Consider the following 24893-nt stretch of genomic DNA (forward strand, 5'->3'; position numbering starts at 1 on the left):
GATGCCGCCGCGCGGTCGCTGTCCGGCGCGTCCACGGTCGACAAAAACTGAAGCCCTACAAAGCCGAAAGGTCCGCCGGAGAACCTCTCCGCCGGACCAGTCGGGGCGAGTGGATTCGAACCACCGACCCCTTGACCCCCAGTCAAGTGCGCTAACCAGGCTGCGCTACGCCCCGAGCCACTCCGCCGCCACGTTTCGGTGCGGAGCGAGGGCGCACCGTAGTCGAAGCCTTGGGAATTGCAAGGGCATCGCATCGAGGAACGCAGACTCGCTCCAGACGGGGCGTTTGGCGCTGGATGCAGCCTGGCGCGGGGCGCGGATCGTCCAACGAGAACGCCGGGGCTTTCCCCGCGACGCCGCGGGCGCGCGATCCGAGCGGCGCCATCAGATGCCGCGGAGCGCGGTGGCGAGGCCCTGCGCTGTGCTGTCCGCGACGAGGATCCCGTCGTCGCTCCTTGCCCATGCGACCACGTCGCCCGCGTCGCAGGCGATGACCGGCACGCCGAGCGCGCGCGCCTCGCGGATCACCGTGGGGGCGGCCTCGTGCGATGAAGGGTGCAGCAGCACGTCCGCTGCGCCGATCCATGCGAGCGCTTCCCTCCGCGGGAGCGTGCCCGTGAAGCGCACCGCCGCGCTGCCGTCGCTCGTCGCCGTGACGCCCGCGCCGCGCGAGCTCTCTGCATCGAGGTCGCCGCGGCTCGCGAGGCGCTCGAGCGCGCCGCGCTCTGGACCGTCTCCGACGACGACGAGGCGCAACCCGGGTCCAGCGGCGCGCACCGCCTCGATCGCGAGCTCGACCCGCTTCGTCGGGATCAGCCGGCACGCGACGACGGCGAGGCGCTCGCCGGGGCCCTTCACGATTTCGCGACGGAGCGCGGCAGCGCGCCCCGCCACCGGCGGCAGATCGAACACGGGGGGCTCGACGCGCGAGGCGAGGTCCAGCGCGCGAGCCTGCTCCGGAGCGAGCGAGCCTGCGAGCGCGTCGCGCAGTGCGCGGGCCGCGAAGACGAAGCGCGCGTCGCGCCGGAGGAGCGCGCTCACCACCGCGGCGCGAGCCGCGCGCGGCGCGCGGAGCAGGAGCCGGACGTCGGCGCCATGGGCGTGCACCTCGATCGGCGTGCGCGGAAGCGCGAGCAGGAGCGGCCACGCGCACGGGATGATCCAGTGCGCCGCCGCGCGATCGACCGGCCCGATCTCACGGAGCCGCTGGAGCACGCCGGCCGCGAACGGCGCCACGGAGAGCAGCCGGAGCGGCGACTCGCGCGCGCGCGCCACGGCGCCGGGCCACGCGAACAGCGCGCCCCCGCCTGCCCGATGGACGACGAGCCGGCCGTCCCGGGAGGGTGGATCGATGTGCGAGCCCCCGGCGGCGATCACGTGGACCTCGGCGCCGCTGCGCGCGAGCGCCTCCGCCGACGACCGCACGAAATGGCCGGAGGGATCCTCGTCGCTGACAGGATAGGACGTCGTGACCACCACGGCGCGCATCGGGACCTCACCAGGCTGGACGCGGCGCGGCACCGCCTCCGCGCCGCTCAGGCGCGCAACCGCGGTTGCATCACCCTGCCGGGGCAACTGCTGGACGAACAAAATGACAAGACGCAGAGCACGCCGCGGACGCTCGAATCAAGCGTCCGTGTGCGTCTTCTGCGTCTTGGCCGGCTGCTCTTGCGCGAGGGGTGGTCGCTCCAGTCGCTCTAGGCGACCATGTCCATCTTCGACCGCTTCCGGCGGCGACGAGCGGCCTCCGAGGCCTTCTTCCGGCGCTTCACGGACGGCTTCATGTAGTGCCGACGGCGCTTCAGCTCGCGGAGGATCCCCTCGGCGGCCATCTTCCTCTTGAGATGTTTGATGGCGCGCTCGATACCCTTGTCGCCCACGGCGACCTCGAGCGGTTTGCACTGAATGGCGTCTGTCGGCATGTCTCGAAGCGTCCTCTGCTGGGAAAAAACTGGCCCACTCGGCGGGCGAAATGCAAGCCGGCGGGGGCCGGCAGCGCGGGGCGCGCACTATGGCAGAGGCCTTCTAGCCTCGCAAGACCTCCCGGTAGTCGCGCGGCACGACGTCACGGCGCGCCGTCCGGCCTGTTTCGCCTGTTTCGCCTGTTTCGCCTGTTTCGCCAGACCCGACTGACTCGTCTTGTTCGTCAGGTTTCGCCCGAATCCGCAGTTTCCCCGGATTTCTCAGGCTTCCCGTGGGTAATTGTTAGGACTTGCACCTGAGAAACTTTCTAAGTACACATCTTTCGGTGGCCACCGCGCGGACAGCTGCGGCAAAGGGGGCCGCGCCACGGGGTGCCCGGGGGCGTGCGGTCGGCTTCGAGCGCAGGGTGGTCGAGGCGGATACCCGGATCGCCTCCATGCTGGCGTGCGTGCGAGCGTCGGGGCTCAAGCTGACGCCGCAGCGCCTGGCGATCGTGCGCGAGCTCGCGGCGGATCCGACGCATCCGACGGCGCAGGAGCTGTTCGAGCGGCTCCGGCAGGCGCTGCCGACCATGAGCTTCGCCACGGTCTACAACACGCTCGACGCGCTGGCGTCCGCGGGGCTGTGCGCCGCGCTGTCTCTGTCGCCGGGCGCATCGCGCTTCGACCCGAACATGGCGGCGCATCATCACGCGGTCTGCGATCGCTGCGGGCTCGTCCGCGATGTGCCGTGCGAGCCGCCCGAGCCATCCGCCGAGCGCTCGGACGAGATCGCCCCCGCGCCTCTCGCTGCCGCGCCCGGCTTCGAGGTCCGCGCCGTCGAGCGGATCTACCGGGGGCTCTGCGCTGCCTGCGCGCGGGGCACCCGGGGGGGCGAAGGCGCGCGTGGCAAGGCGCGAGACGCCGGGCGAGGCGCGGCGGACAGTCGACTCCGCCCTGCAGGGGCTCGAGGGGCGCGGCGCCCTGGACGTGTCTAGCGGATCCACCGCGCCGCCGAGGCGACCTGCGCGGGCACCAGGGACTCATCATCCCAGCCGTTCAACCGAAGGAAGGAGAGCGAACCCATGACAACCAAGCAGCTTACGGGCACGAAGACGCACCAGAACCTGAAGGACGCGTTCGCCGGGGAGTCGCAGGCCAATCGCCGCTACCTGTACTTCGCAAAGGTCGCCGACGTCGAAGGTCGCCCTGAGGTCGCCGGTCTCTTCAAGGACACGGCGGACGGCGAGACCGGCCACGCGCACGGCCACCTCGACTACCTCAAGCAGGCGGGCGATCCGGCGACCGGCTTGCCGATCGGCAGCACGGAGAAGAACCTGAAGGCCGCCGTCGCCGGCGAGACCCACGAGTACGAGACGATGTACCCGGGCTTCGCGAAGGAGGCCCGCGACGAGGGCTTCGAGGACATCGCGGAGTGGTTCGAGACGCTCGCGAAGGCCGAGAAGTCGCACGCAGGGCGCTTCACGAAGGCGCTGCAGTCGCTCGACTTCTGAGGGCGACCGACGCGAGAGCGCGAGCGCTCCGGGGCGCGCCGAACCGACGTCGGCTCGACCCGGGGCGCGCGCGCCATCGCGACCTCGACGGCCGTCCGGCGCCGGGCCGCGCGGCGAGCCGTCGCTCCGCGCCGTACCCCAAGTTGAAGCTTTGGAGAGGAGCCGACCAGTGAGCGTCATCCGGCGTGCACCAGACCGTCCACCGGCGACATCGCCGAACGACGAGCGATATCTCGAGCCCCGCGATCTCGAGGCAGAGCTGCGGCGGACGTTCCAGATCTGCCACGAGTGCCGCATGTGCGTCGGGTATTGCGGCTCGTTCCCCGAGCTCTTCGCGCGCGTCGACAGGGACATCGAGGCCGGCGTCGCCGAAGGCGCCGAGGCCCTCACCTACGATGACTTCAAGGCCGTCGGCGACGCGTGCTGGCAGTGCAAGCTCTGCTACATCAAGTGCCCGTACACGGCCGACGAGCACGCCTACGAGCTCCTCGATTTCCCGCGCGTGCTCGCGCGAGAGCGCGCGGTGCGCGCCCAGCGCGAGGGCATCCCGCTGGTGGACAGGATCCTCGGCGAGCCGCAGCTGATCGGCGAGCTGGGCTCCGGCGCCGCCGCGCCGCTCGCGAACCTCGTGCAGGCGAGCCGCCTGCTGCGCAAGGTGCAGGAGAAGGTGACCGGGATCTCGTCGGAGTTCCCGCTCCCGGAGATGGCGCGCAGGCCGTTCTCGTCCTGGTTCGCGGAGCACGGCGCCGCGGCCGGCGCCGGCAAGCAAGGCGACGTGGTGCTCTTCGCGACCTGCTACGGCGAGTACAACACGCCCGCGGTCCCCGAGGCGGCGGTCCGCGTCCTCGAGCACAACGGCTACGCGGTGCACGTCCCTGGCTGCTCGTCGGCGGACGCTCCGCGGGCGGACGATCCGCGCGACACCCCTGCGGGGGCGCTGACGTGCTGCGGGATGCCGAACCTCGACGGCGGCGATCTCGCGGCCTTCACCGCGAAGGTGAAGCACAACGTCGCGCTCCTGCTGCCTCACGTGCGCAGGGGGAGGAAGATCGTCGTGGTCGGCCCGACGTGCGGCTACACGATGAAGAAGGAGTGGCCGGAGTACCTGCAGACGGCGGAGGCGCGCGAGGTCGCGGCCGCGACGGTCGACATGATGGAGTTCCTCGTCCAGCTCGGCCGCGAGAAGAAGCTCAACCGCGAGTTCAAGAAGGGGCTCGGCACGATCGCGTACCACGCCGCGTGCCACCTGCGCGCGCAGAAGATCGGCTTCCCGGGCGCCAGGGTGCTCGGCGTCGTCCCCGACACGGACGTGCGCGTCATCGAGCAGTGCTCGGCGGTCGACGGCACGTGGGGGATGAAGGCGGCCCACTACGAGACCGGGCGCAAGTACGCGTCGAAGCTCGTGCGCGGCGTCGCCGGCGCGGACGTCATCGTCAGCGACTGCACCCTCGCCGGTCTCAGGATGGTCAAGGAGAACGGCGCGAAGGTGCTGCACCCGGTCGAGGCGCTCGCCCACGCCTACGGGCTCGGCCCGACGCCGTGAACCTCGGTCCGACGTCGTCAAGGAGAGGAGCGTCATGCGTCCCATCGATCGCAACGAGGTGCTCGGGATCGGCGAATACGAGGCGATCCGCGAGCGATTCCGCAGCCGCATCATCGAGGAGAAGCGGCCCCGCCGCGTGCGGCTCGGAGACCACCTGACCGCGGTCTTCGAGAACCGCGACTCGGTGCTCTTCCAGATCCAGGAGATGCTCCGCACCGAGCGCATCACGAGCGAGAGCGGCATCCTCCACGAGATCGAGACGTACAACGATCTCATCCCGGGCGCGGGGCAGCTCAGCCTGACGCTCTTCGTCGAGATCCCCGATCGAGCGCTGCGCGATCGGATGCTCATCGATCTGGTGGGCCTCGAGGACACCGTCTCGATCGAGGTCGACGGCGTCGCCGCGCGGGCGCTCGGCAAGCGCGACGGAACGATGGAAGACCGCACGACGGCCGTGCATTACCTCAAGGCGGATCTCCCTGCCGAGGCGCAGGCCGCGATCAAGGCGAGGAAGGCGACGGTATCGCTCGTCGTCGGGCACCCGCGCTACGCGGTGAAGGCGCCGCTCGGGAGAGCGACCCTGGAGAAGCTCGCCGAGGACCTGTCCTAGCCGCGATGGTCTCCCTCGATCGTCCGATCAAGTTCGAAGACGTCGACGCCGCGAACATCGTCTTCTTCGCGCGCTTCCTCAACTACGCGCACGAGGCGATGGAGCGGTTCTTCGCGCCGCTCGACGGGGGCTACGCCGGGCTCATCCTCGAGCGGCGGATCGGGCTGCCGGCGGTGCGGGTCGAGGCCGACTACGCGGCGCCGGTGCGTTACGGCCAGGCGCTCCGGATCGAGACGTCGGTCGTCCGTATCGGCCGGCGGAGCGCCACGCTCCGGTACCGCATGCACCGCGCCCATGACGGCGTGCTGTCGGCGGAGCTACGGCACACGGTGGTGACCACCGACCTCGTGCAGCTGGTGTCGGTCCCGATGCCGGAGGACGTCCGGGCCCTGCTCGGCGCTCACCTCGATCTCGAGCAGGCGCCCTCCAGCGCCGGTCGACCGGCGTGAGCGCTCGGCCGGCGCGCCCGCGGGCACGCGCGAGGACCGAACCCGAGGCGAAGGCGCGCTCGCTGCTGAAGCGGCGCGTCGAGCTGACGCTCCTCCGCGACAGGGCGCACTACGACGCGCTCGTGATGGGCGCCGTCGCGAACGCGCGCGTCTCCGTGTGGATCGCGACGGCCAACGTGAAGGAGCTGCGCGTGGAGGCGCCCATCGGATCGAGGGCGCGGGCGCGCGGCCGGTACATGTCGTTCCTCGACCTGCTCGACGCGCTCGCCGCCCGGGGGGTCGAGCTGCGCCTGCTGCACGCCGGTGTCCCGTCGCGCGCCTTCCGCGCCGAGCTCCGCCGGCGGCCCCGGCCGCCGATCGAGATGCGGCGCTGCCCGCGGGTCCACCTGAAGATGATCGCCGTCGACGGCGCGCTCCTCTACCTCGGCTCCGCCAACCTCACCGGCGCCGGGCTCGGGGCGAAGGGCGAGGGGCGGCGGAACTTCGAGGCGGGCGTGCTCACCGACGACGACCTCCTGCTCGACGAGATGCAGGGGACGTTCGAGGCGATCTGGACCGGCGCCGAGTGCAAGGGCTGCAAGCTCCGGCCGCTCTGCCCGGGGCCGCTCGACCAGCTCGACAAAATCCCGTTGCGCTGACGGTCCCGATGGCCGATGAGCAGCGCATGAGCACCGCGGGACCGGACCCCTCCGACCTCGATCGAATCGCCAACGCCGCGCTCGCGCGCGTGGACAGCGGGATGCTGCTCGGGCTCGGCACCGGGCGGGCGTCCGAGGCCTTCATCCGCCGCCTCGGGGAGCGCGTCCGCCGAGGGCTCCAGATCAAGGGCGTCGCCACGTCGGAGCGCTCGGAGGCGCTTGCCCGCCGCGAGAACATCCCGATGGTGTCGCTCGAGGAGGTCGAGCGCCTCCACGTCGCCGTCGACGGCGCGGACGAGGTGGCGCCCGACCTTGGCCTCATCAAGGGCCTCGGCGGCGCGCTCCTCCGCGAGCGCGTGGTCGCCTACGAGGCCGCGCAGTTCATCATCCTCGTCACGCCCGAGAAGCTCGTCGAGAAGCTCGGCTCGCGCGTGCCGATCCCCGTCGAGGTGGTGCCCTTCGCGAGCACGACGGCCACGCGGCACCTGATCGCGCTCGGAGGCAAGCCGGTGATCCGCAAGAACGCGGACGGGTACCCGTTTCAGACCGACAACCACAACTGGATCCTCGACACCGCGTTCGGCCCGATGGACGCGCCCGCGGCGGTCGACGCGCGCATCCGCAAGATCCCCGGCGTCGTCGACACGGGGCTGTTCCTCGACATGGCGACCCTCGTGCTGGTGGCGGACCCGGGCGCCGTCCGCGAGCTGACGCGGCAGCGCTAGCTCGGCGTGTCACGGATCCCGTCGGGGATCGCACGCACGCGAGGCCAGGGAACACGGCCCTCGGGCGGGCGGCGCCAGCGCGGCGCGCGCCCGCTCATGGCGGGATCGATGACAGGTGGAGCTAGCGCGCGTGGCGATCGAGCCTGCGGGCCAGGTCGTCCAGCGCGAGGTTGCCCGGAGCCCCGAGCGACACGCGCGCGCGGAGGCTCGCCGCGGCGTCGCCGGCCGGCAGCGCCGCGATCTCGGCCGCGACCTTGCGGTAGGCCTCGCGGAAGGGGACGCCCTCCACGGCGAGCTCGACGGCGCGATCCGTGGCGAAGCACTCCGGCGTGATCGCGCGGGCCATGCGCTCCCGGTCGAACGCGAGCCCCTCGACGAGCCGCGGCAAGAGGCGCGACGTCGCGAGCGCCTCGTCGAGCCCGCGCATCGTGGGGCCCTTCGTGAGCTGGAGATCGCGGTGGTAGCCCGACGGGAGCGCCACGATGGACTGCACCTCGGCGAGCGCCCCCTGGACGACGGAGCACGCCGCGCGCATGAGCTCGACGACGTCGGGGTTGCGCTTCTGGGGCATGATCGACGAGCCGGTCGTGAACGCCTCCGGGAGGCGGATGAACGCGAGCTCGCTCATCGCGAACAGGCTGAGATCCCACGCGAGCCGGCGGCTCACGGCCATCACCTGCCACGCGGCGGCGAGGATCTGCGCCTCGATGATGCCGCGCGACGTCTGGGACGCGAGCGGGTTCAGCGCCACGCCGGCGAACCCGAGCTCGCGCGCGACGCCCACGCGATCGAGCGGGAGGTTCACGCCGAAGCCCGCGGCGCCCCCGAGCGGGCAGCGATCGACGAGCGCCCGCGTCGCGCGCACCACGTCGATCGCGTCGGTGAGCCCCTCGACGAACGAGGCGGCCCAGTAGCCGACGGACGACGGCACCGCCCGCTGCAAGTGCGTGTAGCCGGGCATCGGCGTCTCCGCCTCGCGCCTGGCGAGATCGAGCAGCGCGCGGGCCCCGGCCGTCGCGTTCTCGGCGAGCTCGTCGAGCGCGTCGCGCTCGTACAGGCGCGTGGCGACGAGCACCTGATCGTTGCGGCTCCGGCCGGTGTGCACCTTCTTGCCCGCGTCGCCGATGCGGGCGACAAGCGCGGCCTCGATCGCGCTGTGGCCGTCCTCGTCGTCCTCGGTGAGCCGCAGCTCGCCGGCCTCGTTCTGGGCCGCGAGCACCTCGAGCTCGCGGACGAGCGCGTCCCGCTCCGCCTCGCTGAGCACGCCGATCCGCGCGAGCCCGCGCACGTGCGCGATCGTGGCCCGCAGGTCGTACGCGAGCAGGCGCTGATCGAGCTGCCAGTCGTCGCGCGAGGTGTAACGCAGCATCTGGGCGTCGGTCGCGCCCCCTTTGTCCCACAGTCGTACGCTCATTCAGCTCCCCAGGCTCTCGTCCACGAGAGCACGGATCTCGGCAAGCTTCCTGGCCTTGCCCTCGTCCAGCGGTCGCGGCTTCGCCGCGCCGGCCGCGGGCGCGAGCTCTCGCTCGAGCTCGCGCAGCTCGTCGTCCGCCGTCCGCGCCGGCCGGCGCTTGCCGAGGCCGAGCGCGCGGGCCAGCCAGCTCCTCGACTCGCCGATCGCGTAGTCGTCCGCGGCGATCCGGTCCGGCGCGGCGCGCAGCATGCGGACGAGCGCGGCGTTGGAGCTGGCCCAGACGGCGGACTCGTCGAAGTGGGCGCGCGGCGTCACGTCGAGGTGTCGCGCGGCGGTCCGATCGGGCACGTCGTGCAGCCGGCAGTAGACGGCGAGCGCGAGCGCGAGCTCGTCGACCGGCATCTTGGTCGCCGAGTGCACCTGCACGCCGCCGCAGCCCTTCGCGTACAGGTAGGAGCCGTTCGTCGCGAGGACGCCGAAGCCGAGCAGCACGGCGGCGAGATCCACCGCGGGCTCGCGGTCCGACGGCGCGAGCGCGTCGAAGGCGCCGGCCTCGCTCAGGAACATGTACGCCACGGCGCGCACGAACGCCGTCGTGAGCACCGTGGGGTTGCGGAGCTCACCCGCGGAGAGCGCGACCCGGTACCCGCCGTCGCCGCGCGGGGCGACGCGCTCCAGCTTCGACTCCAGCGCCATCCCGCCGCATGCGCCGCTCGAGCAGCTCACGGTGCTGGCCTGCCCCTCGGGGGTGACCACCGCGAGCTCCACCGGGACATCCTGGAGCCCGGCGTGCTCCTGGACCCGCAGCATCAGGGCGGCCACCGTCTTCGGCGAGCCGTCGAACGCGTCCGGGAAGAACTCGGCCGTCGGCTGCACCAGCCCGCGCACCGGCTCCGCGCCGTGCTGGAGGAGCGTTGCGGTCGTACGAAGGATCCAGCGGATCTGCGGTTCGTCCGGGAGGTCCATACAGCCAGTGTATGCCACCGCTGCGCGGCGGTCGCGCGGTAGTTCCCAGGTAGCTTCAGCGGAAGGCCGGCCGGGCGGCGACGCCCGGCTCGGGGACGCGAATTTTGGCGTTTTTTTGTCCATGCCACTTCCTTTTCGACGGCGGTCGGCGACCGCGTAAAGTTGTGCCCCCATGACGGAAGAGGCGAAGGGCATCTCCGAGAGGAAAGCGGATCACATCGAGCTCTGCGCGACCGGCGACGTCGGGTTCCGCGCCAAGACCACGCTGCTGGAGCAGGTCGAGCTGATCCACGACGCGTTGCCGGAGCTCTCCCTCGACGCGATCGACACCTCGGTACTGCTGCTCGGGAAGCGGCTCCGCGTCCCGCTCCTGATCGCGGCCATGACCGGCGGGACGGAGCGCGCGCGCGCGATCAACCGGGAGCTCTCGCAGATCGCCGAGGAGCGCGGGTACGGCTTCGGGCTCGGGAGCCAGCGGGCGATGCTGAACGGCGACGCCTCCGCCACCTACGAGGTCCGCGCGCACGCTCCGACCACCCTCCTCCTCGGGAACATCGGCGCCGTTCAGGCGCGATCGCTGTCCACGGAGGCGGTCGCCGAGCTCGTGGCCCAGGTCGGCGCCGACGCGCTCTGCGTCCACATGAACCCCGCGATGGAGCTGGTCCAGCCGGGCGGCGACCGGGACTTCGCCGGCGCGCTGGATGCGATGGGCCGGCTCGCGAGCGGCCTCAGCGTGCCGGTCGTCGCGAAGGAGACCGGCTGCGGGATCGGCCCGGGGACGGCGTACCGCCTGGCCCGGGCGGGCGTCCGCGACCTGGACGTCTCCGGCGCTGGAGGCACCTCCTGGGTCGCCGTCGAGGCGGCCCGCGCCGAGGGGGCGGCCCGCTCCCTCGGTGAGGCGCTGCGGGAGTGGGGGGTGCCCACGGCCGCCTCGGTGCTCATCGCCCGCGCTATCCGTCCTCGTTTCAAGACGATCGTCGCGACCGGGGGCATCACGAGCGGCCTTGACGTCGCTCGTGCGCTCGCGCTCGGCGCGCATGCGGCCGGGATCGCGCGCCCGGTCCTCCAGGCGTTCGTCTCGGGGGGACGGGACGCGGCGGTGCGGTACCTCGAGAGCGTCGAGGCCGAGCTCCGGGCGGTCATGCTGCTCGTCGGCGCGCGCGACGTCGCGTCGCTCCAGAAGGCACCCGTGCTGCTCGGACGGGAGCTGCGCAGGTGGACCCGGTTGCTGAAGCACATGAAGCAGATGGAGAGGGCGTAGTCGTGGCGGTCGGGGCAACGGGGGTAGGGGGGCCGAGTCGGCGGGGTCCGGTCCCCGGGGTAGGGCCGGCGGGGCCGAACCGACGTTGTCGGCGGGGACGGCGAGGCGCCCAGCGGTCGCTGTCCTTGGCGGGGGCGCCGGGCACGCCTCTGGCCCGCGCTCGACGCTTCCGTCCGGTCAGCCCCGCATGATACGGTCCGAAGCTCTGGAGAACCCCGGGATAAAATGACGGAGAAAAAAGGGCGTCCGAGCGATCGTCCCCCCGAGGACCTGAAGAAGGAGCGCGATGCCTTCATTCAGCAGTTCTTCCGCAAGGGGGCGCAGCTGACCGAGGAGCTCCTCCGCGAGAACGAGCGCCTTCGCGACAAGATCTCCGAGCTCGAGTCGGAGAACGGCAAGCTCCGCGCGCACCTCGCGAGCGACTCGGCCATCCGCGATCTGCTCCGCAAGATCGAGGAGCTCGAGCAGGAGAAACGCGACCTTGTGACGCAGTCGGTGCGGATGGTGGCGGCCTCGGACCGCTTCAACAGCCGCTACTCGGAGGCGGAGGGAGAGCTCGCGAACCTCGCGAACCTGTACGTCGCGCTGTCGCAGCTGCACGCGGCGCGCAACGTGCGCCATGTCCTCCGCAACCTGAAGGAGCTCCTGGCGCAGTTCCTCGGGGCGGGCGCCTTCTCCGTGTACCTGGCGTCCCCCGATGGTAAAGAGCTCGTCTCGATCGCGAGCGAAGGCGTCGCGGTCGAGGAGATCGCGCGCATGCCCGTGACCGAAGGCGTCGTCGGCCAGGCATTCTCGAAGGGGGAAATCTTCTTCGACGAGACCAAGGACGTCTCCAAGGGGAGCATCGAGGATCCCGCTGCAGTGATCCCGCTCGACTTCAACGGGCGCACCGTGGGTGTCATCGCGATCTTCAGCACGCTCCCGCAAAAGACGGAGTTCGTGAACGTGGACACCGAGCTCTTCAAGCTCCTCGGGGCCCAGGCCGCCCCCGCCCTCATCAACGCGCGGCTCTTCACCGACGCCGGCCGGAAGGTGCCTGGCGTCCAGGCATTCCTGGACCTGGAGGACTGATCATGGCCGAGTACTCGTGTCTGATCGTTGAAGACTCGCCCATGATGCGGCAGCTCTTGGTCTTCGCGCTGGCGCGCGTGAAGAACCTCCGCGTCACCGAGGCAGACGACGGCGTCGACGGTCTCCGCAAGCTCGCCTCGACCAAGTACGACGTGATCATCACCGACATCAACATGCCGATCATGGACGGGCTCAAGCTCGTCAAGCGCGTGCGCACGGATCCGGTCCACAAGGACACCCCGATCATCATCATCACCACCGAGGGGTCTCAGGAGGATCGTCAGCGCGCGTTGCAGCTCGGCGCGAACGCGTACATCACGAAGCCCATCCAGGCCCCGCAGGTCATCGCCAAGGTCAAGGAGCTCCTCAAGATCGACTGAGGCGCGCGCCGGCGGCCGCGCCCCGTCGCCCGCGTTCCGCGGGCGCACGATTCCATGCGCCGGCCGCTCGGGCGGCGCGGCGCCCCGGCGCGGCCGTGCGGATCGGCGCTGCGATGAACCCGCGCTCCGCTCTACGGCTTCGGGCCGAACTTCAGGAGCACGCGGTTGCGGCCGGTGCGCTTCGCCTCGTAGAGCGCCTCATCGGCCGCCGCGATGAGCTCCATGCCGTTCTGCACCGCGAGCTCGGGGTGCGCCGCGACGCCGACGCTGATCGTCGTCGGCATGCGAACGCCCTCGTGCTCGAAGACCGACCCCTCGATGAGGAGGCGCAGCCGCTCGCCGAGGATGCCCGCGTTCTCGAGCCCCACGCCGCGGCACAGGATGCCGAACTCTTCACCGCCGTAGCGCGCGAACACGTCCTCGGTCCGCACCGTGTGGCTCGCGATCTTGGCGATCCTCGCAAGCACGTAGTCGCCGGCGAGGTGCCCGAAGGTGTCGTTGATCCTCTTGAAATGATCGACGTCGAACATGAGCAGCGACAGGTGCGCGCCGTGCCGCCGCGCATAGGAGACCTCGGTCTCGAGCCGATCCAGGAAATACTTCTTGTTGAAGGCCTTGGTGAGGGCGTCGCGCAGCGCGGCGTCGTACATCTGCTGCTGAAACGACTCATCCAGGTGGTCGTGGTAGGTGAACTTGAGGATGGTCGTCGAGCCCAGGCGGATCTTGTCGCCGTCGTGCAGGGCGACGCGCGTGATGTGCTCGCCGTTCACCATCGTCCCGTTCGAGCTGTTGAGATCCTCGATCAGCACCTGGTTGTCCATCTGGAGGAGGCGCGCGTGGCGCCGCGAGATGCCGTCGTCGTTCAGCCGGATGGTCGCCCCGGATGCCCGGCCGATCACGATCTCGGCGCCCTCGACCCGGTACATCTCGCCGACGTTCGAGCCAGCGAGCACGATGAGGTAGGCGCGGTCCTTCGGCGAGCGCGCCGGGAGCTCCTTGTGGAGTTCCCCAACGTTGGCCACCCGCGTGGCCTCGAAGTCATCGTCGGGGAGGTAGCTGCCCATGCTCCCTGAGGATGATCCTAAATCCTTGAAATAGGTTCAAGCGGGAGGGCATGGCACAGGCAATGTTCCCTGTCGGGTAGGGTGCGTGACGGAGCGTCGCGCGTTTCGCGCGGAACGCGCGTTTTCCGCCCCTTGCGCGCGCTCCCGACGGAGCGCTCCCGCGCACCTGTGCGCTCACGCAGCCCTGCCGAGCGGCACCACGAGCTGCTCGACCCAGAGCTCGCCCGCCCGGAGCTCGACGAACGTCGCGTCGGCGTGCCCCGCGCCATACGCGGAGACGGCGCCGCTCCGCACAAGCTCGTCAAGCTCGCCAAGCTCGCCAAGCTCGCCAGGAGCGCGCGCACCTGCGCGCACGTGATCGACGGTGCCCCGCAGCGAGCACGGCGCTTCGCCCACCGAGCCGACGTTGATGATGCGCACCCCGCCCACCATCCGATCGAACGGGACGTGGGAGCCACCACAGATCACGACATCGGCCGGATCGTCGCCGAGCAGGGAGAGCACCTCCTCGTCGGTCATGTCGTGAGAGATCGGCTCGAGCGGATCCGCCGGGGAGCCGTGGACCAGGACGAGCTCGCCGCCGTCCTCGAGCGGCAGGCGGTACGTCGGGGCGAGCCGCGCCAGCCGCGCAAGGATCAGCTCGCCGAGCTCGGTTCGCGTCTGGGACAGGCGATCGAGCCGCGCGCGCTCGTGCTCGCTCCGCGCCCTGACCTTGTCGAGGTCCAGCGTCGCCAGGGCGCGATCCGATACGCCCTGTACGCAAACCGCCTTGGCCTGGGTGAGCCGGCGCCACGTCTCGAGCGGCTTCGGGCCGGGAAAGCAGAGATCTCCGGCGACCAGGAGCTGGGTGTACCCTCGGCGCTCGGCCGTGGCCAGGACCGCCGCGAGCGCGTCGGCGTGGCCGTGAATATCCGAGACGCAGAGCAATCGCACCCGGCGAGCATAGGATCTGAGAGCGACGCCGCCAAGGCGCGAGGTGGGGCCAGGTGGCGATAAACCGGCGGTCGGGCCCTGCGGAACCGCCGTTCACGCCCCCACGGTCTTGCTAGCCTCCCGCCATGCAACAGGTCTCGAGGCTCCTGGAGATCGCGAGCGCGATCGATGAGCAACGCGTGAAGGACCGCGCGGAGCGGCTGTCGTCTCGCCTTCGTCCCGGGACGATGGCCTTCGCCATCGCGGCGCTCCTGACGGCCGCCTACCCCGCGATCGGCGCGATCATCGAGGCGAATCCGGACATCGTGGAGCGGCTCGCGGCGGAAGGCCACCAGACGGCGCGCGATCGCGCCACGTACCTGGCGCGGATCCGGAGCCGCATCGGCGACGTCTCGGACACGGACCGCGTCCGGCGGGAGCTCCGGCGCGTGGCGCGCGAGGAGCGGATCCGCGTCGCGCTGCGCGAGCTGCTCCCGCCGTCGGCGGGCGGCGCGGACATCGACGTCACCGCGCGCGAGCTCACCGCGCTCGCCGAGGCCACGATCGAGGTCGCGCTCGCCGAGGCCGTCTCCGCCGTGACCGCGCGGTTCGGAGAGCCGCGCACCGCGACGGGCGCGCGCTCGAAGTTCGTCGTGCTCGGGATGGGGAAGCTCGGCGGCGACGAGCTCAACGCGGGCTCCGACGTCGATCTGATCTACCTCTACGACACGGACGACGGGCACGTGGGCCTGCCCGGCGACCGCCCCGTCTCGGTCACCCTGCACGACTTCTGGGCCCGCGTCGCGCGCCGCCTCACGTCGACGCTCGAGGAGGTCACGGAGGACGGCTTCGTCTGGCGCGTGGATCTCCGGCTCCGCCCGGAGGGCCGGAGCGGCCCGCTCGTCAACTCCCTGGCCGCAGCCGAGCGCTACTACGAGTCGTTCGGCCGCCTCTGGGAGCGCGCCGCGCTGCTGCGCGCCCGCGAGATCGCCGGCGATCTCGACTTTGGCGCGGAGGCGCTCGGGGTGCTCGGCCCGTTCGTGTGGCGGCGCCAGGTCGATCCGCAGCTCGCCGTCGACATGATCGAGCTCGTCGATCGCGCTCGCGCGGAGCTCCCGCACGACGCGTCGCGCGACCTGAAGCTCGGCCCGGGCGGGATCCGCGAGGCGGAGTTCTTTGTGCAAGCCCTGCAGCTCATCTGGGGCGGGCGCGAGCCCCGCGCGCGCGCGCAGGGCATGCTCGACGGCCTGCGGCGCCTGCGCACCCTGGGGTACGTGACCGACCGGGAGGGGCGGGAGCTCGTGGAGGGCTACCTCGCGCTCCGGCGCGCGGAGCACGCGGTGCAGTCCGCGACGGGCGTGCAGACGCACCTCCTCCCCGACAGCGAGGCGGAGATCGCCCGCCTCGCGCGGGCGCTGCGCTTCGAGGACGCCGCGGCGTTCCTGGCCGACACTGCGCAGCGCCGGGGGCGCATCAAGGCCCGGCTCCTGTCGCTCCTTCCGAAGGGGAGCGCCCGGCCGTCGCGGTGGATCGACGCGATGGCCGCGCTCGACCATGGCGATCGCGACGCGTTCGCCGAGGCGCTGGCGAAGCACGCCGTGCTCGTCCTCGGGGGCGAGCCGGCGGCCGCCGCCGACGGCGCCGCGCCCGAGCTCGCCGCGCCGCCGGAGCCGCACGCCTCGCTGACGGCGCGCTTCCGCGACGTCGCCGACGATCTCTTCGAGCTGTCCCGCCACCCGGACGGCCTGCTCGGGGCGCGCAGCCGCGAGGCGTCCTCGTCCCTCGCGGAGACGCTGCTCGCCGCGGTGGTCGACGCCGCCGATCCGGAGCAGGCCGCGCGCTTCCTCCGGCTGTGCTTCTCCCGCATCAGGCACTCCTCCGTCTACGCGCGCATGCTCGGCGACGAGCCGCGCGCGCTCCGCAGGCTCGTCGAGGCGCTCGGGTCGAGCGCGTTCATCGGCGACGCCATGGTGAGGTACCCCGAGCTCGTCGACGCCGTCCTGTTCGCGCGCGGCGCGCCGAGCGCCGAGCTGATCCGACACACGATCGAGGCCAGCCTCAGCGAGGCGTCGCCGGACGAGGATCCGGAGGAGGCGCTCATCGGGGCGCTCCGGCGCGCCAAGGCGCGCGTCACCATCGAGGTCGGCCTCGCCGACCTGAGCGGCGAGGTCGGCACGCGCGAGGCGACGCTCGCGCTCTCGGATCTGGCCGACGCGTCGCTCGAGGCCGCGACGCGCTTCGCGCTGGGGACGCCGCCGGGCGAGCCCGTGCGAGGGCTCGCCGTGATCGCGATGGGCAAGCTCGGCGGCCGCGAGATCGGCTACGGCTCGGATCTGGACGTCTTCTTCCTGTTCGACCCGGCGTGCGCGCCGCCCGGCGAGCAGGGGGCCGCGTCCGACCCCGGCACGTACTACGCGCGGCGCGCGCGGCAGATCATCCGGCTCATCTCCATGTCGCACGCGGCGGGCCCAGGCTACGAGCTCGACACGCGCCTGCGCCCCTCGGGCAGCCAGGGGCTGCTCGTCACGTCCGTCGACTCGTTCGCTCGCTACCACGGCATCCGCCGCGCCGACGCGGCTTCTCCGGCGCCCGCGGAGCCGGAGTCGTCGCCCGGGGCGCGGCACATGCGCGCGGCGATCTGGGAGCGGCTCGCGCTGATCCGGGCGCGCGCGTCGGCCGGCGATCCCGAGCTTGGGGCGGAGGCGATCGCCATCGCGCACGAGGCTGCGTACCTCCAGGCCGACGACTTCGATCGGATCGCCGACGAGATCCACCGGCTCCGGCTGCGCATGGAGCGCGAGCTCTCGCACGAGCGCCGCGGCCGCCGCGACTTCAAGCTCGGGCGGGGCGGCCTCGCGGACATCGAGTTCGCGGTGCAGCTCCTGCAGATCCGGCACGGCGCCGATCCGCGCGTCAGGACCACCGAGACGCTCGCGGCGATCGACGCGCTCGCCGCGGCCGGACACCTCTCGGCCGGGCACGCCGAGACGTTCCGGGACGGCCACGCGTTCCTGCGCAAGCTGGAGCAGCGGATCCGCATCGTGCACGCGGACGCGTCGCAGCTCCTCGAGGAGGACGCGCCCGGGGTCCCGACCCTCGCGCGTCGGACGGGCATCCGGGGCCGCACCGCGGCCGAGGCCGCGCGCGAGCTGCTCGCGCGCTATGGCGCGATCACCGAGCGCGTACGCCGGGCGTACGAGGCCATCGTCGCGGGCGGCGCGGCGCCTCTCGGTGAGGCGAGCGAGGCGCGAGAGGCGAGCACGGCGAGCGCGGGGGAACCGGGGGCACCGGGGGGACCGAGGGAACCGAGGGAACCGCGCGACGACGAGCGCTGAAGGTTGCCGTTGACCCTTGTCGGACGCGGTGGAATGCCAGGCGTTCCGATGACCACCCAGAGCGAGCAGAGCGCACGCCCGTCCGTCGGGCACCGTCATGTCACCGGGACGAGCTCCCTTGATAGCCTCGTCGGCGCGCACCCGGGTACGCTGAGGCAGTTCTACGAGGCAGGGAAGCCGGCGGATCCGGCGGAGCTCGGCGATCTGCCGCGAGGGCGCCTGCTCGCCCTGCAGCCGACGGCCGGGATCCACCTGGCGACCCGCCCGCTGATCACGGCGCTCGCGTCGCGCTGGATGCCCTGGAAAGGGAACGAGTTCGATCATGGCGGCAACTCCGGCACGAACGTGGTCTTCGGGAGCCGGATCTGCCGCTTCAAGGCGCAGCTGATCCCTTCGGAGCTCGACGGCAAGCCGACGCTCGCGCTGACGTATGGCGAGAAGGCGTTCGGCAATCCCTGGCCGGTGAGCGCGGTCAAGGACGAGCTGCGGACCGTGGAGCCCGGGCTCGCGATCGGACCGATGCTGCTGAAGTGGCACGAGCGGTGGCACGCTGTGCTCTGGTTCGGGCTGACCCGCGTCGATCCGCAGTAATCGGCCGGACGGGCCCGAAGTGGGCTCAGGCGAGCCGGAGGCGCGAGCGGCGCTCGTCGCGGGACCTCGCTCGCGGCGCAATTGCGCGGCGCGCGACGTGCGACGTGCGACGTGCGACGTGCGACGTGCGACGTGCGACGTGCGACGTCAGAGAGCAACGCGCCCGTCGCGAATCATCGATCCGTCAATCCTTCTTGTCATTGCGTCACGCACCATGTCGGACGCACGGAGATCCACTGTCCGGGCCGTCCGGCCGCGCGACACGCATGTCCTTCGCGGACGCGGTAGTCAGAGGTATCAGGGCTCGCCCTAATAACCCATCGCTCCATTCCTGCTCTTTGCTGGACATACTTCCCGATTTCTACAGTCTGGCATACGATAGAGACTGGGCGGCAGCAGAGCACCTTTGCTCGCGTCGCCGGGAGGCTCGAAATGGTGACTTGGTCGGGCAAGGCGGGAGTCTTGATGGCTGCGATCGCTGTAGCACCGGGCGTCATGGCTGGCTGCTCCTGCGGAGATACCGGGGGCACGGCGCCTCTAGCATCCGGCGGCGCGGGGCCTGGCGGTGGCGCTGGAATCGGCGGTGAAATTGGCGGTGGAATTGGCGGTGGCTTCGGCGGCTTCCCGGCGAGCGTCAGCGGGGGCGGTGTCGGAGGCGAAGGCGGCTGCGAGGGCCTCGAATGCCAGCAGGCCGAATGCGAGAACGGGGCGAAGACGACGGTGAGCGGCACCGTGTACGACCCCTCGGGCAAACTGCCGCTCTACAACGTGATCGTCTACGTCCCCAATGCGCCGCTCGATCCCATCCCCGACGGTGCGACCTGCGATCAGTGCAGCGCGACGCTCTCCGGCAAACCGCTCGTGACAGCGCTGACCGATACGGAAGGAAAATTCGTCCTGGAGGACGTGCCGGTCGGCGAGAACATCCCGCTCGTCGTGCAGGTGGGCAAATGGCGCCGCGAGATGACGCTCCCCGTGGTCGAGCGATGCGAGGACACCGCGACGGACGCCGGGATCATCCGGTTGCCGCGCAACCAATCGGAGGGGCACATCCCGAAGATCGCGCTCACGACGGGCGGCGCCGATCCGCTCGAGTGCTTGCTGCACAAACTCGGGATCGATGAGAGCGAGTTCACGCCGGAGACCGGGACCGGGCGGATCCACCTGTTCGCCGGCCGCGGGGACGTCGATCACGTGGAGACGACGCGCTATGCGGACCGCCTGAATCAAGGCGCGGAGTTCACGCCGGCCACGAGCCTCTGGGGGACCGTCGACGCCCTGAGCCAGTACGACATGGTGATCCTCGCCTGCGAGGGCGACCCGCACCAGGAAGACAAACCCGGGCCGGCGCGCCAGGCCATGTTCGATTATACCTCGCTCGGCGGGCGCGTGTTCGCGTCCCACTGGCACAACGTCTGGCTGAAGCGGGGGCCGGCGCCGTTCCCGGACACGGCGGTCTGGGACAACGACGTCACGGACCCGGAGAGCCCTCTCACGGCGCTCGTGGACACCACGCTCCCGAAGGGGCAAGCCCTCGCGGAGTGGCTCGTCAATGTCGGCGCGTCGGACGTGCCCGGCCAGATCGTGATCAACGGCGCGCAGCATACGGTGAGCGACGTGACCGAGGACATCTCGACCCGGTGGATCTATTACGACGAGCCCGAGCCGGCCGGGGTCCAGTACTTCACATTCAACACGCCCGTCGACGTCCCAGAAGATCAGCAGTGCGGGCGTCTCGTGTTCACGGACATCCATGTCTCTGCGGCGGACCTCACGGGCCCGCCCTTCCCGGATGGGTGCTCCACGGAGGAGCTGAGCGCTCAGGAGAAGGCGCTGCTCTTCATGCTGTTCGACCTGTCGTCCTGCATCGTGCCCGACGACGAGCCGCCGCCGATCCCCATCCCCATCCCGCAGTGACCTGCCTCCCTGGCATCCACCGCGCTGCCGGCGCCCCGCGCGCCCGCGCGCCGGCCCCGGAGCCCCGCCGGCGCTGAAGGACGCATGTCGGTATTCTCCTGAGCTACGTCGTCTCCATCCCGAGCTGCCCCGCAAACGATCCTTGATGATGGGCGGAGAGCGTCCTCGATATCGATTGAGCAGACGGAAGCGTACGAAGACGAACGAAGACGAACGAAGACGACAATCATGACGACAGCCGAGACAAGGGGCTGTCGCGGTGGGAAGCACCACGCAGATACGGAATGTCATCCATGCATGGTCCGGGGATCCTGCTAGGATGAATCTCGCCCGCAGTGCGGGGTTACATCCGGAGCCTGGGTCGCGGTCTTCGGCTCGGCAGAAGGAACATTCCTACGATGGTCCAGCATCGCCCTAAGCCAGCGGCTGCATGTCGGGCCATCGAGCGTTGGCTTCGCGAGGGCGGTCGTGCTCCGCGGTTGCGCGGGGCGTCGCAGGAGACCGGGCGCACGGAGGCGCTCCCGCTGCAGGGCGAGATGGGGGGGATGCGCGGAGTGATGGAGGGCGATGAAGTTCAGGTCTGTCCTGCGCCGCCGCCGCCGTCCTCGCGCCGGTACCTGTTCAGCCGGCGCGGCGACGCGGGCTGCCCGCTCTGCGCGCGGCGCGCTCGGTCGACGATGCCAGGCCTCGGCGGGGCGCCGTATCCCTTCCTGGCCGCCACCTGGGTGGTCCTCATGGTCGGCGAGCCCTTGCCGTCACCGCCCTGATCACGCCCGGGCGCTGCGTCGTGCGCGCCGGCCGCGCTGCAGCGCCCGTGCGCTGCGTCGTGCGCGTCGGCCGCGCTGCCGCGCACGACGCTGCGCTCCGGGAGCGTTCGTCGCCAGCGCGGCGGAGCGGCTGACGCGCGCCCACCTCTCCCGTTGGCCGCGAAGGTGGCTGGCGCGCCGCTGCGCCCGGAGGTGGGCCCTCGCGCGGAGGCTCGGCGGCCGAGATCTGCCGGCGCCCTCCTGGGATGCTTGGGATGGGATGTGATGGGAAAGGTGCGGCTGGGCGCTCCGCGGCGAGCGGCGCGCCCGACGCTGCTGCTCAGCTGGCCGCCGACCGCTTGCCGGCGGTCGCGCGCTTCTGCCCCGCCCTCTGCGCGCCCGGCTGCGCCGCCTTCGTTCGCCGCGCGGCTCCGCGCCCGACGCGGGCGCTGGCCGACGGCTTCCTCATCGCAGCTGCGCGCTGCGGCGCCGCGCGCTTCGCGCCCGCCGCGCGCGTCGTCTTGCGCCCGCCGGCCGGCGTCGCGCCCGCCGCGCGCGTCGTCTTGCGCCCGCCCGGCGTCGCGCCCGCCGCGCTCCGGCCGCGCCCCGCCGCGCTACCGGTGGCGGTCCGCTTCCTCGTCGTGGCCGCCCTCTTGGCCGCGCCGCTCTGCTGCCGGCTCGTCTGTCCGGCTGTCGCCTTCCTCGGCGCGCTGCTGGTCTTCTTCTTCTCCGCCGCCGCGGTGCTCCGCGCCGTGCCCGGTCGCGCCGCGGCGCTCGCTCCTGCCTTGCTCGCTCCCTTCTTCGCCCGGGTCACTCGCCGGGTCGACGCAGCGGCCATCCGTGCGGCGGCGGCGGACTTCGTCCGCCTGCGCGGAGCCTTCCGACCCGCCTCACCCTGGGAGTTCGCGGGCGCAGCTTGCTCGCGCTCGCCGCTCTGGACCCGCTTCCTCTGCTTGGACGTATCCTTCGATGTCTCGCCTCTCGGCATTGAGCCCTCCCCCCGAGCTCTCTCGACATGAGCTCGCTCGTGGACTCATGGTGCCACAGCCTTCCCTCTTTCCCGGTCGGAAAGTCGGCGGGAAGCACCGGAATCGAAATCAGGATCCGCTGTAGCCAACCCCGGCGAAAGCGCCTATTGCGCGTCAGGCGCTCGGCAATTCCGCGCTCCAGAGCCGCGCGGTGGAGCCGCGGGCGCGGTGGAGCCGCGGGCGCGGCGAGCCCCACGCCCGCGCGAGGCGCGCTCCACCACGCCCCGCGCCGCGCGTCAGAAGCAGGTGCCGCCGCCGCAGCTCCTGCCCACGCAGCGCAGCAGCTGCAACGTCTCCGGGCTGTGGATGCACTGGAACCCGCAGACGGCGGGGCCGCTCCCCTCGTCGAGGCAGCCGAAGAAGCACGCGACGTCGTCCGCGCAGGTGGGGCTGAGCAGGCACTGGCTCAGCTGCGCGCAGCAGCGGTCGGCCACGCATCCTCCGCAGCCCGTCCCGTCCGATGGGCAAGCGGGGCCGCCGCAGAGGCCGTCCTGGCAGCTGCCGTTGCAGCACTCGCCGGAGTCCGCGCACGGCTGGCCGTCGCGCGCGCACGGGGGCCGGCAGACGCCGTCCTCGCACGCGCCGCTGCAGCACGCCTCGCCGGACGCGCAGCGGCCGCCGTCTGCGGCGCACTCGGCGCAGACCAGCCCGCAGAGCCTGGGGACCTCGCCGACGCAGATCTCGTCCCAGCTGGTGGTGCAGCAGAACGGGTCGAACCGGCAGAGCTCGGCCGCGCACCCGCCGCAGTCCGCGGCGAGCGGCGCGCCGATCTCGCAGGGCGCGTGCGAGCACGCCGCGCCCCCGCACACGCCTTGCGCGCAGACGCCGGAGCAGCACGCATCGGCCGAGCCGCACGCGACCCCGTCCGAGCTGCACCCGCCGCAGATGCCCGCGTTGCAGCGCCCGGTGCAGCAGTCCGCGCCCTGGCCGCACGCGGAGCCGTCGGGCGCGCACGCCTCGGCGCAGGCGCCCGCGACGCAGGCGCCGCTGCAGCACGCGTCGCCCGCGCCGCAGCGCGCGCCGTTCGGGATGCACGGCGCGCGGCACGCGCCCTCCACGCAGCTCAGCGAGCAGCACTGTCCCGCGGACCCGCACGCGCTCCCGTCCCGGAAGCAGCCCCGCCCGCAGGCCCCGCCCATGCAGACCCCGGCGCAGCACTCCGCCGCGCTCTGGCACGGCGCGCCGTCGGCCGAGCAGCCCTGCCCGCAGAGCCCGCCGGCGCACAGGCCAGCGCAGCAGTCGCCCGGGGCGGCGCACGGCGCGCCGTCCCGCGCGCAGCCGTCGCCGCCGCAGATCCCCTGCGCGCACGCGGCGCTGCAGCAGTCCGCCGCGCCCTGGCAGGGGAGCCCGTCCTCCCGGCACACCGGCGGATCTGGGGGCGGCGCGTCGGGGGCGCCCCCTGCGCCCGCGAGATCGGGCAGCCCGACGAGCTGCTCCCTGGAGCCGCACCCGACGGCCGGCGCCGCGAGGACCACGAGCACGAGGAACACGAGGAGGCAGCGCGCTCGGAAAAGCACGGCGCGGAGGCTACCACGGGGGCAGTTCACGACGGGCGGGCGTGGCGGTGGGGCAACGGCGGGGACGTGGGGAACGTGGGGAAGTGGAGATGGAGATGTCGAACGGAAGCGGGGAAGCGGCGCCGCCGGGGCGGGAGACCTCGGCGGCCCGCCGAACGTGCGGACCCGAGGCCGCTTCCGATGCTACACTCGCGAGCGTGTCGTTGAAGATCGACCAGGATCACGGGCGCTTCCGTCAGATCGTTCGCGGCCGCATCCGCGAGAACCTGCGCAAGTACATCTCGCAGGGCGAGCTCATCGGACGAAAGGGGAAGGACCTCGTCTCGATTCCCATCCCTCAGATCGACATCCCGCGCTTCCGCTTCGGCGACAAGCAACGCGGCGGCGTGGGGCAGGGCGACGGCAACCCCGGCGATCCCGTGGGGGGCTCGGACGACAAGCAGCCCGGCCAGGGGCAGGCGGGCAGCGGCGAGGGGGACCACCTCCTCGAGGTCGACGTCACGCTCGAGGAGCTCGCCGGCATCCTCGGCGAGGAGCTCGAGCTGCCCGACATCCAGGACAAGGGCAAGAGCAAGATCTCGAACGCCCACGATCGCTACTCCGGCATCCGCAGGGTGGGCCCCGAGTCCCTGCGCCACTTCAAGCGGACGTACCGCGAGGCGCTGAAGCGCATGATCTCGAGCGGGACGTTCCGTCCGTCGGCGCCCGTCGTCGTCCCCGTCCCGGACGACAAGCGGTACCGCTCGTGGAAGACGATCACCGAGCCCGTCGCGAACGCGGTCATCATCTACATGATGGACGTCTCCGGGTCGATGGGCGACGAGCAGAAGGAGATCGTGCGCATCGAGTCGTTCTGGATCGATGCGTGGCTGACCCGCCAGTACAAGGGCCTCGAGTCGCGCTTCATCATCCACGACGCGATCGCCCGCGAGGTCGACCGGGACACGTTTTTCCACACGCGCGAGTCCGGCGGCACGATGATCTCGAGCGCCTACAAGCTGTGCTCGCAGATCATCGACAACGACTACCCGCCGGACGAGTGGAACATCTATCCGTTCCACTTCTCCGACGGCGACAACTGGTCGATGGACGACACGCTCTCCTGCGTGGACGTGCTCAAGACCCAGATCCTGCCGCGGGTCAACATGTTCGCCTACGGGCAGGTCGAGAGCCCGTACGGCTCGGGCCAGTTCATCAAGGATCTGAAAGAACACTTCTCGCAGGACGATCGGGTGGTGGTGAGCGAGATCAGGGACAAGGACGCGATCGTGGGCAGCATCAAGGATTTCCTGGGGAAGGGGAAGTAGAGCG

The 24893-nt window shown here is 71.6% G+C and carries 23 protein-coding genes and 1 tRNA gene; 15 read left to right on the forward strand and 9 right to left on the reverse strand.

Annotation, left to right across the window (positions count from 1 at the left end):
- Positions 1–100 precede the first annotated feature (100 nt).
- From WMF22_RS09590 to rpsU, 3 genes are all read right to left on the reverse strand, one after another.
- Positions 101–175 (reverse strand) — tRNA-Pro (locus WMF22_RS09590).
- Between the two features lie 209 nt (positions 176–384).
- Positions 385–1488: a glycosyltransferase gene (locus WMF22_RS09595; RefSeq protein WP_437298796.1), complete on the reverse strand. Its 1104-nt coding sequence runs from the start codon at positions 1486–1488 to the stop codon at positions 385–387.
- A 209-nt stretch (positions 1489–1697) separates the two neighbouring features.
- Positions 1698–1922, reverse strand: a complete 225-nt coding sequence (gene rpsU / locus WMF22_RS09600) for a 30S ribosomal protein S21 (RefSeq protein ID WP_012234386.1) — start codon at positions 1920–1922, stop codon at positions 1698–1700.
- 407 nt (positions 1923–2329) lie between these two features.
- Between rpsU and WMF22_RS09605 the strand changes: the two genes are divergently transcribed.
- From WMF22_RS09605 to rpiA, 7 genes are all read left to right on the forward strand, one after another.
- The gene (locus WMF22_RS09605) at positions 2330–2899 is read left to right on the forward strand and encodes a Fur family transcriptional regulator (RefSeq protein ID WP_438035530.1); all 570 of its coding nucleotides are present in this window, start codon (positions 2330–2332) and stop codon (positions 2897–2899) included.
- Positions 2900–2986: 87 nt separating this feature from the next.
- A complete protein-coding gene (locus WMF22_RS09610) occupies positions 2987–3415 on the forward strand; it encodes a rubrerythrin family protein (RefSeq protein ID WP_272101433.1) in 429 nt (142 codons plus the stop codon).
- A 169-nt stretch (positions 3416–3584) separates the two neighbouring features.
- Positions 3585–4958: a hypothetical protein gene (locus tag WMF22_RS09615; protein ID WP_437298798.1), complete on the forward strand. Its 1374-nt coding sequence runs from the start codon at positions 3585–3587 to the stop codon at positions 4956–4958.
- A gap of 34 nt (positions 4959–4992) precedes the next feature.
- Complete coding sequence (locus tag WMF22_RS09620; protein WP_438035531.1) at positions 4993–5568, forward strand: DUF3501 family protein; 576 nt, start codon at positions 4993–4995, stop codon at positions 5566–5568.
- 5 nt (positions 5569–5573) lie between these two features.
- On the forward strand, positions 5574–6017 hold the full coding sequence (locus WMF22_RS09625) for an acyl-CoA thioesterase (protein ID WP_437298800.1): 444 nt from the start codon (positions 5574–5576) through the stop codon (positions 6015–6017).
- Entirely contained in the window at positions 6014–6655 is a 642-nt protein-coding gene (locus WMF22_RS09630) for a phospholipase D family protein (protein WP_437298801.1), read from the forward strand. Before WMF22_RS09625 ends, WMF22_RS09630 begins: the two co-directional genes overlap by 4 nt.
- Before the next feature lie 26 nt (positions 6656–6681).
- On the forward strand, positions 6682–7380 hold the full coding sequence (rpiA, locus tag WMF22_RS09635) for a ribose-5-phosphate isomerase RpiA (protein ID WP_438035532.1): 699 nt from the start codon (positions 6682–6684) through the stop codon (positions 7378–7380).
- 121 nt (positions 7381–7501) lie between these two features.
- Here rpiA and argH read toward each other — a convergent pair whose 3' ends face one another.
- Together argH and WMF22_RS09645 are read right to left on the reverse strand one after the other, a co-directional pair.
- Positions 7502–8794: an argininosuccinate lyase gene (gene argH, locus WMF22_RS09640; protein ID WP_438035533.1), complete on the reverse strand. Its 1293-nt coding sequence runs from the start codon at positions 8792–8794 to the stop codon at positions 7502–7504.
- Entirely contained in the window at positions 8795–9760 is a 966-nt protein-coding gene (locus tag WMF22_RS09645) for a hypothetical protein (RefSeq protein ID WP_438035534.1), read from the reverse strand.
- A gap of 172 nt (positions 9761–9932) precedes the next feature.
- Between WMF22_RS09645 and fni the strand changes: the two genes are divergently transcribed.
- From fni to WMF22_RS09660, 3 genes are all read left to right on the forward strand, one after another.
- Positions 9933–11021, forward strand: a complete 1089-nt coding sequence (gene fni / locus WMF22_RS09650; protein ID WP_438035535.1) for a type 2 isopentenyl-diphosphate Delta-isomerase — start codon at positions 9933–9935, stop codon at positions 11019–11021.
- Between the two features lie 225 nt (positions 11022–11246).
- On the forward strand, positions 11247–12092 hold the full coding sequence (locus WMF22_RS09655) for a GAF domain-containing protein (protein ID WP_012234397.1): 846 nt from the start codon (positions 11247–11249) through the stop codon (positions 12090–12092).
- A gap of 2 nt (positions 12093–12094) precedes the next feature.
- The gene (locus tag WMF22_RS09660; RefSeq protein ID WP_012234398.1) at positions 12095–12472 is read left to right on the forward strand and encodes a response regulator; all 378 of its coding nucleotides are present in this window, start codon (positions 12095–12097) and stop codon (positions 12470–12472) included.
- A gap of 131 nt (positions 12473–12603) precedes the next feature.
- Here the strand turns inward: WMF22_RS09660 and WMF22_RS09665 are convergent, their stop codons facing one another.
- Together WMF22_RS09665 and WMF22_RS09670 are read right to left on the reverse strand one after the other, a co-directional pair.
- A complete protein-coding gene (locus WMF22_RS09665; protein ID WP_438035536.1) occupies positions 12604–13536 on the reverse strand; it encodes a diguanylate cyclase in 933 nt (310 codons plus the stop codon).
- A 174-nt stretch (positions 13537–13710) separates the two neighbouring features.
- Entirely contained in the window at positions 13711–14469 is a 759-nt protein-coding gene (locus WMF22_RS09670) for a metallophosphoesterase family protein (RefSeq protein ID WP_438035537.1), read from the reverse strand.
- Between the two features lie 125 nt (positions 14470–14594).
- Here WMF22_RS09670 and glnE point away from each other — a divergent pair, with 125 nt between their 5' ends.
- From glnE to WMF22_RS09685, 3 genes are all read left to right on the forward strand, one after another.
- Positions 14595–17783 (forward strand): bifunctional [glutamate--ammonia ligase]-adenylyl-L-tyrosine phosphorylase/[glutamate--ammonia-ligase] adenylyltransferase, encoded by a 3189-nt coding sequence (gene glnE, locus WMF22_RS09675; protein ID WP_438035538.1) that lies wholly within the window; start codon positions 14595–14597, stop codon positions 17781–17783.
- Positions 17784–17831: 48 nt separating this feature from the next.
- On the forward strand, positions 17832–18374 hold the full coding sequence (locus WMF22_RS09680) for a hypothetical protein (protein ID WP_437298809.1): 543 nt from the start codon (positions 17832–17834) through the stop codon (positions 18372–18374).
- Between the two features lie 465 nt (positions 18375–18839).
- The gene (locus tag WMF22_RS09685) at positions 18840–20291 is read left to right on the forward strand and encodes a carboxypeptidase-like regulatory domain-containing protein (protein ID WP_438035539.1); all 1452 of its coding nucleotides are present in this window, start codon (positions 18840–18842) and stop codon (positions 20289–20291) included.
- A 574-nt stretch (positions 20292–20865) separates the two neighbouring features.
- On the opposite strand, the gene WMF22_RS09690 is transcribed toward WMF22_RS09685, so the two are convergent.
- Positions 20866–21144 carry a hypothetical protein gene (locus WMF22_RS09690; RefSeq protein ID WP_437298811.1) on the reverse strand — a complete coding sequence of 93 codons (279 nt, stop codon included), beginning with the start codon at positions 21142–21144 and terminating at the stop codon, positions 20866–20868.
- A gap of 168 nt (positions 21145–21312) precedes the next feature.
- Here WMF22_RS09690 and WMF22_RS09695 point away from each other — a divergent pair, with 168 nt between their 5' ends.
- The gene (locus tag WMF22_RS09695; RefSeq protein WP_437298812.1) at positions 21313–22056 is read left to right on the forward strand and encodes a hypothetical protein; all 744 of its coding nucleotides are present in this window, start codon (positions 21313–21315) and stop codon (positions 22054–22056) included.
- Between the two features lie 245 nt (positions 22057–22301).
- On the opposite strand, the gene WMF22_RS09700 is transcribed toward WMF22_RS09695, so the two are convergent.
- A complete protein-coding gene (locus WMF22_RS09700; protein ID WP_437298813.1) occupies positions 22302–23582 on the reverse strand; it encodes a hypothetical protein in 1281 nt (426 codons plus the stop codon).
- Between the two features lie 197 nt (positions 23583–23779).
- Here WMF22_RS09700 and WMF22_RS09705 point away from each other — a divergent pair, with 197 nt between their 5' ends.
- Positions 23780–24889 (forward strand): DUF444 family protein, encoded by a 1110-nt coding sequence (locus WMF22_RS09705; protein WP_044964401.1) that lies wholly within the window; start codon positions 23780–23782, stop codon positions 24887–24889.
- The last annotated feature ends 4 nt before the right edge of the window (positions 24890–24893 follow it).

This window comes from Sorangium sp. So ce204 (assembly GCF_051526795.1).
Classification (GTDB): Bacteria; Myxococcota_A; Polyangia; order Polyangiales; family Polyangiaceae; genus Sorangium; species Sorangium cellulosum_B.

What these genes read in the sequence shown, in the direction of transcription:
- WMF22_RS09595 (WP_437298796.1), bottom strand. Translation starts at nt 1,488, where the DNA reads ATGCGCGCCGTGGTGGTCACGACGTCCTATCCTGTCAGCGACGAGGAT.
- rpsU (WP_012234386.1), bottom strand. Translation starts at nt 1,922, where the DNA reads ATGCCGACAGACGCCATTCAGTGCAAACCGCTCGAGGTCGCCGTGGGC.
- WMF22_RS09610 (WP_272101433.1), top strand. Translation starts at nt 2,987, where the DNA reads ATGACAACCAAGCAGCTTACGGGCACGAAGACGCACCAGAACCTGAAG.
- WMF22_RS09620 (WP_438035531.1), top strand. Translation starts at nt 4,993, where the DNA reads ATGCGTCCCATCGATCGCAACGAGGTGCTCGGGATCGGCGAATACGAG.
- WMF22_RS09625 (WP_437298800.1), top strand. Translation starts at nt 5,574, where the DNA reads ATGGTCTCCCTCGATCGTCCGATCAAGTTCGAAGACGTCGACGCCGCG.
- rpiA (WP_438035532.1), top strand. Translation starts at nt 6,682, where the DNA reads ATGAGCACCGCGGGACCGGACCCCTCCGACCTCGATCGAATCGCCAAC.
- argH (WP_438035533.1), bottom strand. Translation starts at nt 8,794, where the DNA reads ATGAGCGTACGACTGTGGGACAAAGGGGGCGCGACCGACGCCCAGATG.
- WMF22_RS09645 (WP_438035534.1), bottom strand. Translation starts at nt 9,760, where the DNA reads ATGGACCTCCCGGACGAACCGCAGATCCGCTGGATCCTTCGTACGACC.
- fni (WP_438035535.1), top strand. Translation starts at nt 9,933, where the DNA reads ATGACGGAAGAGGCGAAGGGCATCTCCGAGAGGAAAGCGGATCACATC.
- WMF22_RS09655 (WP_012234397.1), top strand. Translation starts at nt 11,247, where the DNA reads ATGACGGAGAAAAAAGGGCGTCCGAGCGATCGTCCCCCCGAGGACCTG.
- WMF22_RS09660 (WP_012234398.1), top strand. Translation starts at nt 12,095, where the DNA reads ATGGCCGAGTACTCGTGTCTGATCGTTGAAGACTCGCCCATGATGCGG.
- WMF22_RS09665 (WP_438035536.1), bottom strand. Translation starts at nt 13,536, where the DNA reads ATGGGCAGCTACCTCCCCGACGATGACTTCGAGGCCACGCGGGTGGCC.
- glnE (WP_438035538.1), top strand. Translation starts at nt 14,595, where the DNA reads ATGCAACAGGTCTCGAGGCTCCTGGAGATCGCGAGCGCGATCGATGAG.
- WMF22_RS09680 (WP_437298809.1), top strand. Translation starts at nt 17,832, where the DNA reads ATGACCACCCAGAGCGAGCAGAGCGCACGCCCGTCCGTCGGGCACCGT.
- WMF22_RS09685 (WP_438035539.1), top strand. Translation starts at nt 18,840, where the DNA reads ATGGCTGCGATCGCTGTAGCACCGGGCGTCATGGCTGGCTGCTCCTGC.
- WMF22_RS09695 (WP_437298812.1), top strand. Translation starts at nt 21,313, where the DNA reads ATGGGATGTGATGGGAAAGGTGCGGCTGGGCGCTCCGCGGCGAGCGGC.